An 18850-nucleotide genomic window follows, 5' to 3' on the forward strand; every position below is an offset into this window, starting at 1 on the left:
TCTTTTCCCGGATCACTCGGCGAGCTTTCCTTCGGTCGAGACGTCCTCCATCAGGGAGGCGATCTCGCCCGGAATGGGGGAAATGCTTTCGCGGGTGACGCCGGTCGTCGGCGACCAGACGAGATTGACCCGCAGCGCCGGGTCCATTTCCGGGAAGTCGCTGCGGTTGTGGCAGCCGCGGGTCTCCCGGCGTTCGAGTGCCGCTTCGAGCGTGGCCCGGGCGGCGAGCGCGGCGGACTTGAGGTCGAAGGCGTGCGCGAGATCCTGGAAGCCGGCGATGTCGGGGTGGACCCCGACGTCCTCCATCCGCTTCTCGATCGCGGTGAGCTCCGCCAGCCCGGTGCGCAGGCTCTCCTCGTCCCGTACGACGCCTGCGTGCTCCGTCATGGTGTTGCGGATCGCCCGCTGCAACGCCCGGACGTTCTCCGGACCGTCGGCGGCGAGCAGGTCGTCGACCTCGGCCCGGGCCTGTGCCACCGCCGACGCCGATCGCGGCTGCGCGGTCAGCGACTCCGAGTAGGCGGCGGCCGCCTGCCCGGTGATCCGGCCGTACACCAGCAGCTCGATGAGGCTGTTGCCGCCGAGACGGTTGGCGCCGTGCAGCCCGCTCGACGCCTCACCGATGGCGTACAGGCCGCGGACGTCGGTGCTGTGGTCCTCCGGGCGGACCCAGACCCCGCCCATCGAGTAGTGCGCCGTCGGCGCGACCTCGATCGGGTCACGGGTGATGTCCAGCATCTGGAGGTCCAGCAGCGTCTGGTAGACCCGGGGGAGCCGGTTCATGATCGTCTGCCGGGGCAGGTGGGAGACGTCGAGCCACACCCCGCCCTTCTCCGTGCCGCGGCCCTCCTTGATCTCCGTGTAGGAGGCCAGGGCGACCCGGTCACGGGTGGACAGCTCCATGCGCTCGGGGTCGTAGCGGTTCATGTACCGCTCGCCGAGCGCGTTGCGCAGGATGCCGCCCTCGCCGCGTGCGGCCTCGCTGACCAGCGTGCCGGCCGCGTTCTCCGGCTCGATGATGCCCGAGGGGTGGAACTGGACCAGTTCCGGGTCGCGCAGCCGGGCCCCGGCCTCCACGGCGAGCCGGAAGGAGTCACCGGTGTTCTCGTCGCGCCGCGACGACGTGCGCCGCCAGATCCGGGTGTGACCGCCCGCCGCGAGGATCACGGCGTCGGCGTGGATGAGGTAGCGCGTACCGTCCGTGAGGTCGAACCCGTACGCGCCGAACACGGCGCCCTCGTGCGTCAGGATCCGGGTGATGTACACGCCGTCGAGCACCGGGATGTCGAGCTGCTCCGCCCGCCTGATGAGCGTGCGCTGGATCTCCAGCCCGGTGTAGTCGCCGGCGAAGGCGGTGCGCCGGAACTTGTGCGCGCCGAAGAAGCGCTGCGAGATACGGCCGTCCTCCTCCCGGGCGAAGGCCATGCCGTAGCGCTCCAGGTCGTCGATGCCGAGCGCGGCGCCCCGGGTGACCATCTCGGCGGTGCGGGGGTCGCCTAGCAGGTAGCTCTCCTTGAGCGTGTCCGCCGCGTGCTGCTGCCAGCTGTCCTCGGGGTCCATCGTGGCCAGGGCCGCGTTGATCCCGCCGGCGGCGAGCGAGGTGTGGGCGTCCTCCTTGGGGCGCTTGCCGACGGCGAGGACGTCCACGCCGGCCTCGGCCAGCTCGATCGACGCCCGCAGGCCGGCTCCGCCGGTGCCGATCACCAGCACCATGGTGGAGAGACGTTGTTCGGTGGCAGCCACGATTGCTCCGATCGTTGAGGGGTTCACCCCTGACGACCGGATGACCGAGGCCGTTGTGACACCCGCCGCCAGGAGGACGTGTGATTCCCGACCTCCACGTCCCGAGACGGCGGGCGCCCACTCGCGTGTGACAGCCTTATGACACTGCCCGGGGCGCGAGTGTGATGGTCGTCGGTGTGCCCCGGACGGCCATCTTGGCGCAGGGGCACAGCGAGTCCGCTGGCTCCAGCAGCGGCTCGGCGATCTCGGGGTCGGCGCCCCGCCACCCGACCACCAGGTCGACGCGGAGGAGATGGCCGCCGTCCGCCGGATCCGGGCCGAACGCCACGGAGATGTCGGCGGGATCGAGTTCTTCCTGCCGCGCCACCAGGCTCAACGCCCGGTGGAAGCACGCCGCGAAGCCCGCGGCGAACAACTGCTCCGGATTGGTCCCGTGGCCGTCCCCGCCGAGTTCCGCGGGCGGACGCCCCTTGTGTGACAAGGGGCGGCGGTACGGCGGTTCAGCCGCTCAGGGACGACACATAGGGGGACAGCTTGTCGGGGTTCATCACCCACATGATCCGGTCGATCCCGTCCGCCGACACGTCCACGGACAACAGCGCCACGGCGTCCTCCCCGACCGAGACGAGCACGGCCGGCCTGCCGTTGGCCTCGACCCACCGTGTCCGCGCCGGCGGCCAGAACCGCGGCGCGAAGGCGGCGAGGTACTTGGACACGTGGTCGCGTCCCACGACCGGGATCTTCGAGGCGCCCCGGATGCCTCCGCCGTCCGAGTAGCTGACGACATCGGCGGCGAGAACCTCTTCCAGCACCGCCAGATCGCCCGTCTGCGCGGCGGCGAGGAACACTTCCAGCAGGCGCCGGTGATCGGCTGGGCTGACCGGTTCCTTGCGCTCGGCGGCGAGGTGCTTGCGCGCGCGGCTCACCAACTGCCGGGTGTTGGCCTCACTGGTCTCCAGGATGTCCGCGACCTGCTTGTAGGGGTAGTCGAAGGCCTCCCGCAGCACATAGGCCGCCCGCTCCAGCGGGTTGAGCCTCTCGAGCAGGAGCAGAACCGCCATCTCCAGCGCCTCGGCGCGCTCGGCCCCCATCTGCGGGTCCTGACTGGTGTCGACCGGTTCGGGCAGCCACGGCCCGACATAGGACTCCCGGCGTACCCGCGCGGACTGCGCGACGTTGATGGCCAGGCGTGCGGTGATCGTGGTCAGGAAGGCCGTGGGCTCGTGGACGGCGGAGCGGTCGGTGTTCTGCCACCGCAGCCATGCCTCCTGGAGGACGTCCTCGGCCTCGGCGGCGCTGCCGAGCACGCGGTAGGCGATCCCGAACAGTTGGGGGCGTGCCGCGATGAAGTCCCTCGTCGCCTGCTCAAGGGAATCGGTGTCGTCCCCAGCGTGCATGGTCGTCCCTTCCGGCTCCGGCGCCACCATGCTACAAGCCGCTCCAGCAGGGTGCGCCCGGGCCCGTGGGAACCGGCACACTGCCACGGACCATGCAGAACACACCGTGTTACCTCCGCGCGCCCTGTCACAAACAGGCGGTGTGCCCGGTCATACCCGGTGACGCGGGCGAACCAGTCGAACGCCGCGGTGGGAGAGGGTGAACCATGAAGGGTGGCCGCAGCACGGCAGACGCACGCGGGGACGGCACACGAGCACGTCGCCCCGCGTCATCGATCCGGCCCGCGGGGCGGACCGTGTCGGCCCCGGGGGCCGGCCGATGAGCACCATCGCGTTCCTCAACATCGCCATGCACGGGCACATCAACCCGACGCTGCCGGTCGTGGCCGAACTCGTACGCCGCGGCCACACCGTCACGTACCACACCACCGCCGCCTTCGCGGACGAGACAGCGGCCGTCGGCGCGACCGTGTTCCTCTACCCGGGGGACGGCCCACCGCTCACCGGCCCGCCCACGCCCGTCACCCTGCTGGACGGCCTCGCCCGCACCGCCGTCGGCCTGCTGCCCGCCGTGCTCTCCGATCTGCGCGATGTCCGGCCCGACCTGATCGTCCACGGAGCGGCCTGCCCGTGGGGCCCGGTCGCCGCGAGCGAACTCCGCGTACCGGCCGCATCGCTGTTCACCACCATGGCGTTCAACCGCCATGTGCCCAGCCCCAGCCGCGCCACATGGCACCTGCTGACCGCGGCCGCCGCCCGGCCCCGCAACCTCCGGGGCTACCTGCGCTCCCGATGGCGGCTCTCCCGCCGCTACGACACCCGCCGGCTGCCCCTGATCGACCTGGTGAACGCGCGCCAGCCGCTCAACCTCGTCTTCACCTCGCGTGCCTTCCAGCCCGGCGCCGACTCCTTCGACCGGTCGTACCGGTTCGTCGGCCCCAGCGTCGGCGCACGCCCGCACGACCCGTCGTTCCCGGCCGACCGGCTGCGACCACCCGTGCTGTACGCCTCGTTGGGCACGGTGTTCGACGCCGCCCCGCGCGTGCTGCGCAACTTCGCCACCGCGCTCGCACCACTGGGCGGCACCGTGGTCGTCGCCACCGGACACACCGACCCGGCCCTGCTGGACCCGCTGCCGGACAACGTGCTCGCCCGCCGCTTCGTCCCGCAGCCGGACGTACTGGCCCGCGCCGCGCTGTTCGTCACCCACGGCGGAATGAACAGCGTCAACGAGGCCATGTACGCGGGAGTGCCCATGCTGGTCGTACCGCAGGGCGCGGATCAGCCGCTGGTGGCCCGGCGGGTCGTCGAACTCGGCGCCGGCCTGTCAATCCGTACCGAGGACGCCTCCGCCGAAGCCGTGCACACCCTCGCCCGGCGCCTGCTCACCGAACCCCGCTTCCGGGACGCCGCCGCCGCGCTGAGCGTCGCCCAGCGCGAGGCGGGCGGCAGTGCGCGCGCCGCCGACGGACTGGAGGACCACCTGCGCCGGACCAGGGAGTCGGCCCGGCCGGCCCCGGCGAACTCGCCACAGGAGAGCTGAGCCGTGTCACCCGCCGTTGTCGCCCTGGTGATCCTCGCCGGATTCTCCGAGGCCGCCGGGCGGCTGCTGCCCCTGGTCGCCCGCCGGCGCCGCGTGTCGCGGCCCATCGTGGCCGGGCTGCTGCTGACCGGAACCGTCGTGGAGAGCGTCGTGATCGCGCTGTGGCCACTGACCGCCTGGACCGTCGCCGAACTGATGCTCTCCGTTCCGGTGTCCGACGGCGAAGCGCCATCCTGGACCGCCGGCCAGGTCGCCCCGTTGCTGCTCTGCGCCGTCATCGCGTTCCCGCTGCTCGGGCCGCTGCTGCACCTGCTGCTCCTGGTGGGGGTCGGGTCCGGTCTCGTCGGACCCCTCGCCGGGGCGACGGGGCTCGGTTGGTGGGCCGCCGCGGGCTGTGTCGCCCTGGCCGGAGTCGGGCTGGCCGCCGCCGTCGAACTCGTCCGCCGTCTGGTCGCGCGGATCAGCGCCGCGGGAGTGCGGGAGCTGCCGGCATGACCTGGTTCCCGCTCGTCGCCCTGGTGCTCGGCCCCGTGCTGCTCGCCGAAGCCCTGCTCGCCCGCTACGAGGTGCTGGTCTACACCGCCGGCTGGCGGGCGCCCACCACCGAACTGCCCCCGGGCATGCCCTACGCCCGGGGCGCGGACCCCGCCCGTCCCCCGGCCGCCTACCTGGTCTACCTGGACGGCATCGGCAAACGGCGCTTCACCGACACCCGCGACGGGGGCCAGCTGGTCAAGGCCCTGATCGCCGCGGCGCCGGAACTGCGGGTGCTGGGACAGGTGCAGCCCTACTCCCCGCTGGCCGCCCCGCTCGCCAACCGGCCCGTGTGGGTGTGGATCCGCCGGCACGTCGGGATCCTGCTGTTCCTGCACAACGTCATGCAGATCTTCGTCGCCGCCGACCGCCGGTACCGCCCCCTCTACAATCGCGCCGTCGGAGCCCAGATCGCCAACCAGCTGAGGCTCGCCGGCTACCGGCCGCGCTGCGGCATCCCCGTGGTCCTGCTCAGCTACAGCGGGGGAGCCCAGGTCGCGACCGGAGCGGTGGACGAACTGCGCGCCCAACTGGACGCCCCGCTGCTGCTGATCACGCTCGGCGGGTTCCACAACGGCGCCAACGACCTCAGCCGCGCCGATCACCTGCATCAGCTCACCAGCGCGCACGACCGCATCGAACGGGTCGGCACCTGGATCTTCCCGCAGCGCCGGCCGCTGTTCCGGCGCAGCGGCTGGAACCGCGCCCGGCGCGCCGGAAAGATCACCGTGCACCGGCTCGACCCGGCCACCCACCTCGGGCGGCGCAGCTACATCAGCCCGGAGTCGTACCGCCCCGACGGCCGCAGCCACCTCGACCACACCACCGACACGGTGCTCGCGCTCATCCGTTCGACGAGCCCGGCTCAGCCGCGCTGAGCCGGCGCCGCGCCGGGTGCGAAGGTGCCCGCGTACCCCCATCTGCCCGTAGTCTGACCCGAGTTGATGTTCCGGGTTCCCGGGGGAGGCGCGGGTGCAGGGGGAGTGGGCCGGGGCGGTGGCCGCCGTACCGCCGGGCGGCCGGATCGGGCCGTACACCGTACTGGCCGAACTGGCCAGCGGGGGCATGGGACGCGTCTATCTGGCCCGTTCGCCCGGTGGCCGCACCGTGGCCGTCAAGACCCTGCTCGCGACGGCCGACCGGGAACCGGCCGAGGCCGACCGGCGTCGCTTCGCCCGAGAGGTGGCGCTGGCCCGCCGGGTGCGCGGGGCGTACACCGCGAGTGTCGTGGACGCGGACCCCGACGCCGCCTCTCCCTGGATGGCCACGGAGTACGTGGCGGCGCCCTCACTGGGCGAACTCGTCGAATCCTGCGGCCCGTTGCCGCCCGCGTCCCTGTACTGGGTGGCGGCGGGCATGGTCGAGGCACTGATCAGCATCCACACCGCGGGCCTGGTGCACCGGGACGTCAAGCCGTCCAACGTCCTGCTGCCGGAGGACGGCCCCCGCCTGATCGACTTCGGTATCTCCCAGGCCACGGACCTGACCCGCACCAAGGCCGCCCTGGGCACCATTCCCTTCGCCGCGCCCGAGCAGGCGCGGGGCGAGCCGACGACCGTCGCCTCGGACGTCTTCTCGCTCGGCGCGACCCTGTTCCACCTGGCCACCGGCCGCAGCCCGTACCGAGGCATGGGGGAGGGCACCGCGTTCGAGCAACTGGTCCGTGCCGCCGAGGGCGACCTCGACCTGGGCCGGCTGCCCGCCGAACTCGATCCGCTGATCCGGCCGTGCCTCGCCGTCGACCCCGCCGGACGCCCCACGCCGCAGGACCTGTTGCGGGTGTGCGGCGAGACCCTCGCCCGGCGCCCCGAGGCCCATGGCGCCGCGGACTGGCTGCCGGCCGAGTGGGCCGACGCCATCGAGCGGTTCCGGCGGCGCCGCGTCGAGGAGGCGAACGCGGCCCGGTTGCGCTTCGACCCCGAAGCACCCACCACCCGCACCCCGTCCGGCCCGCCGCCCTCCACCCGTCGGCTCCCCGGCATCCCGCGTCGCGGCGCGAGAGGACTGCTCCTCGGTCTGGCGGCGGTCGTACTGCTGGCCGGCTACCTCGTGTTGAGGAACACCTTGGACGACGAGGGCGGCGGCGGGACGGTGCGGGGCCCGGCCCAGGACCTGCGGCTGACCCTGGTGGAGGCGAGCGAGCAGGGCAAGTGCACGGACGCGTTGCCACCGCCCACGTTCGTCTCGGTGGACGGGACGTCGTGCCACTCCGTGTCGACCCGGGCCGAGGACCGGATGAACGTCGAGCGGCTGCGGGAGGTCAGCACCACCATGCGCGACGGCTCCTGGCTGATCCTCATGACCTTCGACGAGGAGGACGCCCGCCGCTTCGAGGAACTGTCGGGGCGGGCGGCGGAGCGCCCGTCGCCCAGGAACCAGATCGCCATCCTGCTCGGTGACCGCCTGCTCAGCGCCCCCGCGGTCGCCGAGGCCGTCTCGGGTGGCTCCGTGGAGATCGCCGGCAGCTTCACCGAGGACGAGGCACGGTCACTGGCCAAGGAACTCGGCGGCGGCTGAGGTGGGCGGTTCCTCCCCGCGCCCAGGAGTGAAGTGCCCCCGTCCGACCCCGCCCGTCGCGCGGAATTCGTGGACTCGCCGCTCACTTGACGTTCCGTCGGCCCGGACCCGACCGCACCATGAACAGACCGCGCCGCCGCTGAGCCCGTTCAGTGCCGGCCCCGTCCTCACCCGACCTGGAGAGCGCATGAAGCCCAGACCCGTACGTCCTGTCCGCGCCGGAAGGACCGCCGCCGCCGTGCTCACCGCCGTCCTGCTGGCCACGGCCGCACCGGCGACGGCCGCCGACAGCCCCGGATCCCCTGCCCCGTCGGTCCCGCTGCGGGTGGCGACCTACAACATCCACGCCGGAGCGGGCCAGGACCAGGTCTTCGACCTCGACCGCACCGCCGCGGCCATACGGGATCTGCGCGCCGACGTCATCGGCCTCCAGGAGGTCGACGTCCACTGGGGCGCCCGGAGCGGCTTCGTCGACGAGGCACGGGCACTGGCCGAGAGACTCGGCATGCGGGTGTACTTCGCCCCCATCTACGACCTCGACCCGGCCACCCCGGACGGCGAGCGCCGGCAGTACGGTGTCGCCGTGCTGAGCCGCTACCCCGTGCTCGCCGCCGAGAACCACGAGATCACCCGGCTCTCCACCCAGACACCCGATCCGGTGCCCGCACCGGCCCCTGGCTTCGCCGAGGTGGTGGTCAACGTACGGGGCGCGCACGTGCACGTCTACAGCACACACCTGGACTACCGGGCCGATCCGTCGGTCCGAGAGGCCCAGGTCGCGGACATGCTCGACGTGCTGGCCGACGACCGGGGCCCCAAGGTCCTCGTCGGTGACTTCAACGCCGAGGCGACGGCCCCCGAGCTGGCGCCGCTGTGGCGGTCGCTGCGGGACGCCGCACCCGACGGCGGCGCGACCTACCCGGCGACCGACCCGGTCAAGCGCATCGACCTGGTCACCGTCTCCTCCGACATCGCGGTGACGGGCGCGCGCACGGTGGCGACCCAGGCCTCGGACCACCGGCCGGTGGTCGCGGACCTGAAGGTCCACCGACGCGGTCGCTGAACCGGCTCACCCCTCCTCGGAGACGCTCATCTCGCCCAGCAGCGACCAGTCGTCCTGCGGCACCGACGCGTTCACGATCCGGGGAGTCTCCGCCAAGTACGACGGCAGGGTCCGCTGTGCGGTCCGGAAGTGCCCGGACTGCACGTGGGCCGCTCCCGCCTCGTCGTCACGGAAGGCCTCGACCAGGACGTACTCCGTCGGATCCTCGACGCTGCGGGACCAGTCGAACCACAGGCATCCCGGCTCGTCCCGGGTGGCCGCGGTGAAGTCGCCGGCGATCCGCGGCCACGCGTCGGCGTACTCGGGACGGACCCGGAACTTCGCGGTGATGAAGATCATCGGACCTCCTCGCCGGCGGCACCGGGCTCCGTGCCGCCCTGGAGACGTTCAAGGTCGGTGGGGCGGACCTGGATCGCCACCATGGCGATCAGCGCGGCGAGCACGGCGAAGATCGCCGCCATGATGAAGGCCGCCGAGACACCCGAGGTGAGCACCTCGTCCGCCCAGGGCGGTGGCAGCTCCCCGGTGCGCCGGAACTCCGCTCGCTCGGCGGGGGTCGCCTGCCGCAGGAAGCGCGGGACCTGCTTCGCCGCCTCGTTGCTGCTCGCCGTACCGAACATCGTGACCAGGATGGACAGGCCGAGCGAGCCGCCGACCTGCTGGGTGGCGTTGAGGAGACCGGAGGCCGCGCCGCTCTCCCGGGCGGGCACGCCGGACAGGGCCATCAGCGTCAGCGACACGAACTCCATGCCCATGCCGAGGCTGAAGACCAGCATGGGGCCGAGGACGCTGCCCGCGTAGGTGGAATGGATGTCGGTCAGCGTCAGCCAGGCCAGGCCCGCGGCCGCCAGGATGCCGCCCCCGACCATGAAGGGTTTGGGCCCGTACACGGGCAGGAACCGTGAGGTCAGTCCGGCACCGATCGCGATGACCGCGCTGACCGGCAGGAAGGCGAGTCCGGCTCGCAGGGGGCTGAAGTCGAGCACGTTCTGCACGAAGAGCGTCAGGAAGAAGAACATGCCGAACATCGCCGCGGCCAGGCACAGCATGATGCCGTACGTGCCCGCGCGGTTGCGGTCGGCGAACATGTGCAGCGGTGTGATCGGCTGCCGGGACCGCCTCTCGACCAGCACGAACCCCGTGAGGACGACGACCGCCGCGATGAACGAGGCCAGCGTGAGCGCGTCCCGCCAGCCGTCCTGCGCGGCCCTGATGAACCCGTAGACCAGAAGCACCATGCCCGCCGTGGAGGCCAGCGCGCCGGTGAGGTCGAAACGCCCCGGGTGGCGCTCGGACTCCTTGATCCAGCGCGGTGTGGCGAGGGCGATGAGGAGGCCGATCGGCACGTTGACGAAGAGCACCCAGCGCCAGTTCAGCCACTCGACGAGCACCCCGCCGGCGAGCAGTCCGATCGCACCGCCGCCCGCCGACACCGCGGCGAAGACCCCGAACGCCCGGTTGCGTTCCGGCCCTTCGCGGAAGGTGGTGCTGATCAGGGCGAGGGACGTCGGCGAGGCGATGGCACCGCCGACGCCCTGGAGGGCGCGGGCGGCGAGGAGTTGGCCGGAGTTCTGGGCGAACCCCCCGAGCAGGGACGCCAGTACGAAGAGCAGGACGCCGAAGATGAAGACGCGCCGTCTGCCGAGGATGTCACCGGCCCGGCCACCGAGCAGCAGCAGACCGCCGAAGGTGAGGGTGTAGGCGTTGACCACCCACGACAGGCTGGTGGTGGAGAAGCCCAGGGAGCGCTGGATGTGCGGCAGCGCTATGTTCACGATGGTGATGTCCAGTACCACCATCAGCTGACACGATGCGATGACCAGCAGCGCCATCACGTTCCCGCCGCCGCCGTGGCGGGCGGCGTTCCGCGGTGCCGCGGCCGATCGCGGGCTGCTTGCGGTCATACCGGGTCGCCCTTTCGGGAGTCCACCGTTCGACCGTACGCGCGCGTCCTCGCGGCCACCACTCGATCACGGGTTCGGTGCGATCGGTGGGGGACGACGAGCGCCGTTCGGCGTCCCCCACCGGATCACCACAGGGTCAACTGCCCGTCACTGACGCCCGTCTCGGCGCTGCACATACAGGCGGCCGCCCTTCCGGCCGGTCCACTCCAGCCGCACGACACCGGGCACGGCGGAATCGGCGACGCGCTCCGGGTGCTTCCAGTGGCCCTGGGCCGGATTGCGGAAGAACGTCGCCCACAGGCCGCCCTTGTGGTCCTCGAAGAAGTTGTTGTGTCCCGCGCCGACCCCCGCGGTCCACCGCTCGGAGTACGGTCCCTCGAAGTGGTCGGAGACGGCGACGACCGCGTCGTACTGGTACTGCACACGGCCCGTCCCGGGCGGGTCGTAGGCGTTGCGCGTGCTCCCGTAGGCATCGACCGAGGTGCGGTCCCACGCGGCGTGGACCAGGTAGTACTTGCCCTTGTACTGGAACACGTACGCGCCCTCGAGATACGGCTCGGGGGAGTAGGGCGTCTGCTGGAACTTCGGGAGGTCCGTCGTCGTGACGATGTCCTCCATGTCGTCCCGGAACTTGGCGTAGAGGTCGTTGTGCAGCACGAGCCACGCGTCGTCGCCCTCGCTGTAGAGGCCGCCGTCGATGTGGTAGTAGGCGCCGGGCTCGATGAACGTCGGCCCCCCGATGAACGATTCGCCGAAGGGCTTCTCCAGGTTCCCCTCGATCAGCCGGTACGGGCCCTCGACACCGCCCTCGCTGACGAGCATGAACGAGCCGACCTTGCGGGAGTGATCGCCCATGCACGCGACGATGTACCAGCGTCCCTTGAAGTGGTGCACCTCCGGTGCCCACGCGTTGCCGCGCTTGCCGAACCGGTCGTCGTGCCAGTACTCCTGCCAGGGCGCGACGACGGTACGGCCCGGCCGGTTCTCCCCGACGAACTCGGGCGACCACACCTTGCCCTTCTCGGCGTCCGGCCGTATCCCGGTCGTGTCGGCGAGTCTCCACGGCCCCTCGAGCGAGGGCGCCACCCAGACGAAGATGCCGTCGTTCCACGGGCCGGCCGCTTCCAGACCGGGCACCCGGCTGGTGCCCGTGGCCACGTAGACGGGGCGGCCGTCGACGACGAAGCAGTTGACGTAGGTGTCCCGCATCCACACCCGGCCGAGTTCCTCGTCCCGGGGGCGCAGCTCCAGCGGGAGCACGAAGGAGTTGTCCTCCCGCGGCCACAGGTCCAGCCGGGTGTCCGCGACACCGTAGGGCTCGGGGTCGGGCCAGTTCGGCGGCTGACGCCGCGCCGACGCGGCCGGTGCCGGGGCGGGTGCGGCCGCCTGCGCGGTCGTCGTGGGAAGGGCGGCCGCCGCCCCCACGCCGGCGGCACCGGCCAGCAGGGAGCGTCGGCGCAAACGGTTCTGGGCATCGGCCATCAGTCGCGTTCTCCTTCGTCGTCCCCGCCCGGAACCCAGGGGGCAGCTCAGGGCGAGCTGCGCGGCGGGGGTATGGCGCACAGCATGCGAACGCGCGTGCATTTACGTCAACACCTCGGACGAATAATCCCGGCGGCCCCGCAAGATCAGGGCTTTGGCCACCAGGGATTATGAACGATTCGTTTCAGGTTTTTGTCGGAGTGTTGACGGAATAACTCGGCCTCCCTACCTTGACCGGCATGCAGATGCCCAGCGGAGTGCACGCACTGGTCAGGCGGACCCATGAGGAACGCGTCCTGCGTGCGTTGCAGGAGAACGGCGCCATGAGCCGCGGCGAGATCGCCCGGGTCGTGGGACTGTCCCGCACGACCCTCTCCGAGATCACGGGGAGCCTCTTGCAACGAGGCGCCATCGTGGTCGTGGACACCGACGCGTCCCGGCGCGAGGGCAGTGGCCGGCCGGCCGAGCGGCTGGCGCTCGACCCCGCGTCGGCCCAGTTCATGGGCGTCGACTTCGGCCATCGACGCGTCCATGTCGCCTTCGCCGACGCCTCGCACGAGATCATGGCGTCCGGCGCGACCCGCTACGACGACACGACGCCCTGGCAGGAGCGGACCGAGCTCGCCCTCGCGCTGGTGGAACGGCTGACCGCGGAGGCCGGTGTCCACTACGGGGCACTCCAGGGCATCGGCATCGGCGTGCCGGGACCCTACCCGGCGCCGGAGGGGGCGGCCCGGCCCCGCACCTCCCCGCTCGGCACGGTGCTCCGCCCGGCCCCGGACGGCGTCGACGTCGCCTTCGCGGAACGCTTCGACGCACCGGTGATCGTCGACAACAACACACGTCTGGCCGCCCTCGCCGAGGCCATCAGCGGCGCCGACAGCGTCGCCGACCTGGTCTACGTACGGCTGTCGGACGGTGTCGGCGGCGGACTCGTCGTCGGCGGGCACCTGGTGACCGGTTCGTCCGGACTGGCCGGCGAGCTCGGGCATGTGACCGTCGAACCGGCGGGCCGGCCGTGCCGGTGCGGCAAACGCGGCTGTCTGGAGACGGTCGCCTCGGTCCCCGCGATCCTCGCGGCCTGCTGGGAGTTCGGTCTGCCGCTGGAGAACCTGCGGGAACTGGCGGACGCCGTGGCCCGTGCCCATCCCGTCGCCGACCGGGTCCTGCGCGAGGCGGCCGGCGCCCTCGGGCGCGTCGTCGGAGCCGCGACGATGACCCTCAACCCCTCGAAGGTCGTCATCGGCGGCGAGATCACACAGGTGGCACCCGTCATCGTCGAGCAGGTCGCCGCCACGCTCGCCGCCGACCTCTTCCCGACCGCGTCGGCCGGTCCCGTCGTGGAGGCCGCGCGGCTCTCCGACGACGACGGCGCCATCGGCGCCCTCGCCGCCGTCTTCCACAACTCCCCACTTCTGGCCAGGTACCCGGAGACCGCCGACGTGAAGGCCGGCACCGGTGCCCGTGATTCCACCACCGAAGGAGCCGCCCATGTCCGTCCTTGACAAGCAGGGCGCCGGAACAACCGAGCAGACACCCCCGGCCTCGGACGACACCGGCACCCCGGAGAGCACGAAGACCGGGGCGGAGCGTCGGCGGCCGGACCGGCGCGGACTCCCCCTCGTCCTGAACGCCGTGTCCATCGCGCTCGGCATCGCGCTGTGGTGGGCCCTGGCGGCCGCCGGCTTCAAACTGCCGACGCCGCCCGAGGTGGTCTCCCGGGCGGGAACGCTGATCGAGGACGGGACGCTCGGCGAGGACATCGTCGCCAGCCTGACCCGCGTGCTCATCGGCTTCGCACTCGGCACGGCCGCGGCCGTCCCCGTCGGCTTCCTCATGGGCTGGTACGGCATCGCGCGCGGCCTGATGGAACCGTGGATCCAGTTCTTCCGAACCGTCCCGCCACTGGCGATCATCCCGCTGGCCGTGGTCGTCATGGGCATCGACGAGACCCCGAAGATCTTCGTCATCTTCCTCGCCGCGTTCCTCGCGTGCGTGATCTCCACCTTCCAGGGCGTGGTGAACGTCGATCGCACACTGATCAACGCGGCCCGGGTCCTGGGAGCCAAGGACGCGGTCATCTTCGCCCGCGTGGTGGTGCCCGCCTCCACCCCCTTCATCCTCGTCGGCATGCGGGTCGGCCTCGGCTCGGCCTGGGCCACCCTGGTCGCCGCCGAGCTCATCGCAGCCCAGGAGGGCCTCGGCTACCGCATGCAGAACGCCCAGCTCTACTACGACCTGCCGACCATCTTCGTCGGACTGATCTCGATCGGGATCCTCGGTCTGCTCATGGACCGGATCCTGCTCCTCGCAGAACGCAAGCTCACCGGATGGCAGGAACGCCGATGACCAGCAAGCCCGCCAAGATATCCGTCCAGGGCGTCACCAAGACGTTCGCCCTGGGCCGCGACACCTTCACCGCACTCGACGACGTCTCCCTCGACATCGCGGAGCACGAGTTCGTCACCGTCGTCGGCCCCTCGGGCTGCGGCAAGAGCACCCTCATGAACATCCTCGCCGGGCTGGAGACACCCACGGCCGGCCGTGCCCTGGTGGACGGCGCGCCCGTGTCCGGACCGGGACCCGAACGAGGGGTGATCTTCCAGCAGTACGCGCTCTTCCCCTGGCTGACCGTACGTCAGAACGTGGAGTTCGGGCTCCGGACCACGGGCGTGCCCAAGGCCGAACGCCGCAGCAGGGCGGAGCACTTCATCGAACTGGTCGGACTCGAACGGTTCGCCGACGCGCTCCCGAAGACCCTGTCCGGCGGCATGCGCCAGCGCTGCGCCATCGCCCGCGCCTACGCCGTCGACCCCTCCATCCTCCTCATGGACGAACCGTTCGGCGCCCTCGACGCACTGACCCGGGTCAAACTCCAGGAACAGCTGCTGCGGACGTGGAGCCAGGACAAGCGCACGGTGCTGTTCATCACCCACGACGTCGACGAGGCGGTGTTCCTCGCCAATCGTGTGATCGTCATGGCCGCGCGCCCCGGGCGCGTCTACGACGTCATCGAGGTCGATCCCGCCGTCCGACGTGACGAATCGTTCCGCCTCAGCTCCGAGTTCGCCGCCCTGCGCAACCGCGTGTGGCACTCCGTCTACCACCAGGAAGGCCGCACGGCTCACGCGGCCGCCGGCACCGCGACCACCTGACCCGGAAAGGGACCAGCACCATGCCACCCTCTCTCACCCGCAGACACCTCACCGCCGCGCTCGCCGGCGTGGCCACGATGGCCCTGCTGACCGCCTGCGGCAGCGGCGGCTCCTCCGGCGACTCGGGCGACAAGGTCCGCTTCGGCTACATCGGCGACTTCAACGGCGCCAGCCTCATCGCCATCGCCGACGCCAAGGGCCTGTGGAAGAAGCACGGACTCACGGCGGAGAGCAAGGTCTTCACCAACGGGCCGCTTCAGATCCAGGCGCTCGGCACGGACAACCTCGACTTCGGCTACATAGGACCGGGCGCGATGTGGCTCCCCGCCTCGGGCCAGGCCAAGGTCGTCGCGATCAACACCCTCGGCAACTCCGACCGGGTCATCGCCCAGCCGGGCATCACCTCGATGCAGCAGCTCAAGGGCAAGACCGTGGCCGTTCCCGAAGGCACCTCCGGCGACATGATCCTCTCGCTCGCCCTGGAGAAGGCGGGCATGACCAAGGACGACCTCAAGATCGTCCCGATGGACCCGTCGACCATCGTGTCCGCCGTCTCCTCCAAGAAGGTCGACGGCGCGGGCTTCTGGTACCCCGCGACGGCCACCATCAAGAAGCAGGTCCCGGACCTGGTCGAACTCGCCAAGAACACCGACTTCGAGGACGAGGTCTCCTTCCCCACCGCCTTCGTGGCCGGCAACAAGCTCGTGGCCGACAACCCGGAGAAGGTCAAGAAGGTCCTCGCCGTCCTGCGCGAGGCCATCGCCTTCCGCTCCGAGCACACCGACGAGGCCATCGCCCTCACCGCCGAGAAGCTGAAGATCCCGGCCGACCAGGTGAAGGCCGACGCCGCCAACAACAAGGTGCTCAGCGTCGAGGAGCTCGACAAGCTGACCCAGGACGGCACCGTCGACAAGTGGCTGAAGGGCATGAACGACTACTTCGTCGACGCGGGCAAGCTCAAGCAGCCCGTCGACCCCAAGAAGTACTACACCGGCGACCTCTTCATCGGAGCAGGTAAGTGACCCAGTCCGGCACGTCCAGGAAGAACATCCTCTTCCTCATGACCGACCAGCACCGGGCCGACACCCTCGGGTCGTACGGCAACCCGCTGGCCCGCACCCCGGTGCTCGACGAACTCGCCGCCACCGGCACCCGCTTCGACCGCTGGTACACCCCCACCGCGATCTGCACGCCGGCCCGGGCCAGTCTGCTGACCGGGCAGGCCCCCTTCCGGCACAAGCTGCTCGCCAACCACGAGCGCAACGTCGGCTACCTCGAGGACCTGGCCGAGGACCAGTTCACGTTCTCCCACGCCCTGCGGGAGAACGGCTACAACTGCGGCCTCATCGGCAAGTGGCACGTCGGCACCCGGCGGACGGCGGCCGACTACGGCTTCGACGGCCCCGAACTGCCCGGCTGGCACAACCCGGTGGACCACCCGGACTACCTCGCCTACCTCGACGAGCACGGGCTGCCGCCGTACGAGATCAGCGACCGCATCCGCGGCACCCTGCCCAACGGCGGCCCCGGCAACCTCCTCGCCGCCCGGCTGCACCAGCCCGTCGAGGCCACCTTCGAGCACTACCTCGCCACCCGCGCCATCGAGAAGCTGGAGCAGTACGCCGCGGACTCCCGGGAACGCGAGCAACCCTTCTTCCTCGCCCTGCACTTCTTCGGACCGCACCTGCCGTACATCCTCCCCGACGAGTACTTCGACCTGGTCGATCCGGCCGACGTGGAACTCCCGCGGTCCATCGCGGAGACCTTCCAGGGCAAACCCCCGGTCCAGCGCAACTACAGCGCGCACTGGACCTTCGACACCATGCCGATCGAGACCACCCGCAAACTCATCGCGGTCTACTGGGGCTACGTGGCGCTGATCGACATGCAGATCGGCCGGGTCATGGAGGCCATGCGGCGCCTCGGACTGACCGACGACACCGCCGTGTTCTTCACCTGCGACCACGGCGAGTTCACCGGCTCCCACCGGCTGCACGACAAGGGCCCGGCGATGTACGAGGACATCTACCGCACGCCCGGTCTGCTCCGGGTCCCCGGCGCACCCGGAGGCGTCGTACGGAACGAGTTCGTCAGCCTGCTCGACTGCACGGCGACCATCCTCGAACTGGCCGGCATCGACTCCAAGCCCGCGGTCGACTCGCGCAGCCTGCTGCCGCTCGTGCACGGCGAGGAGACGGACTGGGACGAGGACATCGTCTGCGAGTTCCACGGCCACCACTTCCCCTACCCGCAGCGCATGCTGCGCGAGGACCGGTACAAGCTCGTCGTCAACCCCGACTCGGTCAACGAGCTCTACGACCTGCACAACGACCCGGACGAGCTGCAGAACATCCACGACCACCCCGAACAGGCGGAGGTCCGCTCCCGGATGACCCGCCGGCTGTACGACGTACTGCGGGAGCGCGGCGACAACTTCTACCACTGGATGACGTCGATGTACGACGTCGGCGAGGTGGGCCACGACCCCACCCTCAGCGGCCTCGACGAATCCACCTACCAGCCCTGTCCGGCACCTGGAACCCCATGACCCACCAACGCCCCGCCTGCTGCACCCCGGCCGGCACGCCGGTCACCCTCACCGGGCCGGCGCCGGCCGCGGTACCCGTCGGAGCGCGCTCGACCCGCGGGCAGGTCCGCCTGCCCGGGGGCGAGTTCGCCATGGGCGACGCCTTCGACGAGGGATACCGCGCCGACGGCGAGACCCCCGTCCACCCGGTGCGCCTCAAGCCGTTCCACATCGACGAGACCGCCGTCACCAACGCCCAGTTCGCCACCTTCGTCAAGGCCACCGGTCATGTCACCGACGCCGAACGCCACGGATCCTCGGCCGTCTTCCACCTCGTGGTCGACGCCCCCTCCGCCGACGTCCTCGGCGACGCCGCCGGAACCCCGTGGTGGATCAACGTCAGGGGGGCCCACTGGCGCCGCCCGGAGGGCGCCCGCTCCGACATCAACGGCCGGCAGAACCATCCCGTCGTCCACGTCTCGTGGAACGACGCGACCGCCTACGCCCGGTGGGCGGGCAAGCGCCTGCCCACCGAGGCGGAGTGGGAGTACGCGGCCCGCGGCGGCCTGGCCGGACGCCGCTACGCCTGGGGCGACGAACTCACCCCCGACGGCCGCTGGCGCTGTAACATCTGGCAGGGCCGCTTCCCCCAGGTCAACACGGCCGAGGACGGCCATCTGACCACCGCGCCCGTGAAGGCCTACCGCCCCAACGGATTCGGCCTGTGGAACACCGCGGGCAACGTGTGGGAGTGGTGCTCCGACTGGTTCTCGCCCACCTATTACGCCCACTCGGCCCCGGAGGACCCGCACGGCCCCGAGACCGGCACCGCACGGGTCCTGCGCGGCGGCTCCTACCTCTGCCACGACTCCTACTGCAACCGCTACCGGGTGGCCGCCCGTTCCTCCAACACCCCGGACTCCTCCTCGGCCAACCTCGGCTTCCGCTGCGCCAACGACGCGGCCGGGACGCCCCGGTGAGCGCG

General features: G+C 71.3%; 17 protein-coding genes. 11 read left to right on the forward strand and 6 right to left on the reverse strand.

Annotated elements, in window-relative coordinates:
* Window positions 1-12: 12 nt before the first annotated feature.
* The 3 genes from ACZ470_RS34025 to ACZ470_RS34035 form a co-directional block, all read right to left on the reverse strand.
* The gene (locus ACZ470_RS34025; protein ID WP_468433630.1) at window positions 13-1713 is read right to left on the reverse strand and encodes an L-aspartate oxidase; all 1701 of its coding nucleotides are present in this window, start codon (window positions 1711-1713) and stop codon (window positions 13-15) included.
* Window positions 1714-1879: 166 nt separating this feature from the next.
* Window positions 1880-2224, reverse strand: coding sequence for an OsmC family protein (locus ACZ470_RS34030; RefSeq protein WP_468433577.1), 345 nt, complete (start codon window positions 2222-2224; stop codon window positions 1880-1882).
* A 19-nt stretch (window positions 2225-2243) separates the two neighbouring features.
* Complete coding sequence (locus tag ACZ470_RS34035) at window positions 2244-3140, reverse strand: RNA polymerase sigma-70 factor (RefSeq protein ID WP_468433579.1); 897 nt, start codon at window positions 3138-3140, stop codon at window positions 2244-2246.
* A 319-nt stretch (window positions 3141-3459) separates the two neighbouring features.
* Here ACZ470_RS34035 and ACZ470_RS34040 point away from each other — a divergent pair, with 319 nt between their 5' ends.
* The 5 genes from ACZ470_RS34040 to ACZ470_RS34060 all read left to right on the forward strand — a co-directional run bounded on the left by ACZ470_RS34040 (window position 3460) and on the right by ACZ470_RS34060 (window position 8797).
* Window positions 3460-4683, forward strand: a complete 1224-nt coding sequence (locus ACZ470_RS34040) for a macrolide family glycosyltransferase (RefSeq protein WP_468433580.1) — start codon at window positions 3460-3462, stop codon at window positions 4681-4683.
* A 3-nt stretch (window positions 4684-4686) separates the two neighbouring features.
* Window positions 4687-5178, forward strand: coding sequence for a hypothetical protein (locus ACZ470_RS34045; RefSeq protein WP_468433582.1), 492 nt, complete (start codon window positions 4687-4689; stop codon window positions 5176-5178).
* Window positions 5175-6095 carry a hypothetical protein gene (locus ACZ470_RS34050; protein WP_468433584.1) on the forward strand — a complete coding sequence of 307 codons (921 nt, stop codon included), beginning with the start codon at window positions 5175-5177 and terminating at the stop codon, window positions 6093-6095. Before ACZ470_RS34045 ends, ACZ470_RS34050 begins: the two co-directional genes overlap by 4 nt.
* Before the next feature lie 94 nt (window positions 6096-6189).
* A complete protein-coding gene (locus ACZ470_RS34055; RefSeq protein ID WP_468433586.1) occupies window positions 6190-7734 on the forward strand; it encodes a serine/threonine-protein kinase in 1545 nt (514 codons plus the stop codon).
* 187 nt (window positions 7735-7921) lie between these two features.
* The gene (locus ACZ470_RS34060) at window positions 7922-8797 is read left to right on the forward strand and encodes an endonuclease/exonuclease/phosphatase family protein (protein WP_468433588.1); all 876 of its coding nucleotides are present in this window, start codon (window positions 7922-7924) and stop codon (window positions 8795-8797) included.
* Window positions 8798-8803: 6 nt separating this feature from the next.
* Here the strand turns inward: ACZ470_RS34060 and ACZ470_RS34065 are convergent, their stop codons facing one another.
* The 3 genes from ACZ470_RS34065 to ACZ470_RS34075 form a co-directional block, all read right to left on the reverse strand.
* Window positions 8804-9136: a putative quinol monooxygenase gene (locus ACZ470_RS34065; protein WP_468433590.1), complete on the reverse strand. Its 333-nt coding sequence runs from the start codon at window positions 9134-9136 to the stop codon at window positions 8804-8806.
* On the reverse strand, window positions 9133-10629 hold the full coding sequence (locus tag ACZ470_RS34070) for an MFS transporter (protein ID WP_468433632.1): 1497 nt from the start codon (window positions 10627-10629) through the stop codon (window positions 9133-9135). Before ACZ470_RS34070 ends, ACZ470_RS34065 begins: the two co-directional genes overlap by 4 nt.
* 219 nt (window positions 10630-10848) lie before the next feature.
* Window positions 10849-12183: a family 43 glycosylhydrolase gene (locus tag ACZ470_RS34075; RefSeq protein ID WP_468433591.1), complete on the reverse strand. Its 1335-nt coding sequence runs from the start codon at window positions 12181-12183 to the stop codon at window positions 10849-10851.
* A gap of 239 nt (window positions 12184-12422) precedes the next feature.
* Here ACZ470_RS34075 and ACZ470_RS34080 point away from each other — a divergent pair, with 239 nt between their 5' ends.
* Genes ACZ470_RS34080 through ACZ470_RS34105 form a run of 6 tightly spaced genes read left to right on the forward strand, consistent with a single transcriptional unit; the run spans window position 12423 to window position 18845 of the window.
* On the forward strand, window positions 12423-13688 hold the full coding sequence (locus tag ACZ470_RS34080; protein WP_468433592.1) for an ROK family transcriptional regulator: 1266 nt from the start codon (window positions 12423-12425) through the stop codon (window positions 13686-13688).
* A complete protein-coding gene (locus tag ACZ470_RS34085; protein ID WP_468433594.1) occupies window positions 13675-14532 on the forward strand; it encodes an ABC transporter permease in 858 nt (285 codons plus the stop codon). Before ACZ470_RS34080 ends, ACZ470_RS34085 begins: the two co-directional genes overlap by 14 nt.
* Window positions 14529-15338: an ABC transporter ATP-binding protein gene (locus ACZ470_RS34090; RefSeq protein WP_468433596.1), complete on the forward strand. Its 810-nt coding sequence runs from the start codon at window positions 14529-14531 to the stop codon at window positions 15336-15338. Before ACZ470_RS34085 ends, ACZ470_RS34090 begins: the two co-directional genes overlap by 4 nt.
* Window positions 15339-15358: 20 nt before the next feature.
* On the forward strand, window positions 15359-16360 hold the full coding sequence (locus ACZ470_RS34095; RefSeq protein WP_468433597.1) for an aliphatic sulfonate ABC transporter substrate-binding protein: 1002 nt from the start codon (window positions 15359-15361) through the stop codon (window positions 16358-16360).
* The gene (locus tag ACZ470_RS34100) at window positions 16357-17886 is read left to right on the forward strand and encodes a sulfatase-like hydrolase/transferase (RefSeq protein WP_468433599.1); all 1530 of its coding nucleotides are present in this window, start codon (window positions 16357-16359) and stop codon (window positions 17884-17886) included. Before ACZ470_RS34095 ends, ACZ470_RS34100 begins: the two co-directional genes overlap by 4 nt.
* A complete protein-coding gene (locus ACZ470_RS34105; protein WP_468433600.1) occupies window positions 17883-18845 on the forward strand; it encodes a formylglycine-generating enzyme family protein in 963 nt (320 codons plus the stop codon). The genes ACZ470_RS34100 and ACZ470_RS34105 overlap by 4 nt, the downstream gene beginning before the upstream one ends.
* Window positions 18846-18850: the final 5 nt, after the last annotated feature.

This window comes from Streptomyces sp. NPDC031111, from assembly GCF_055570675.1.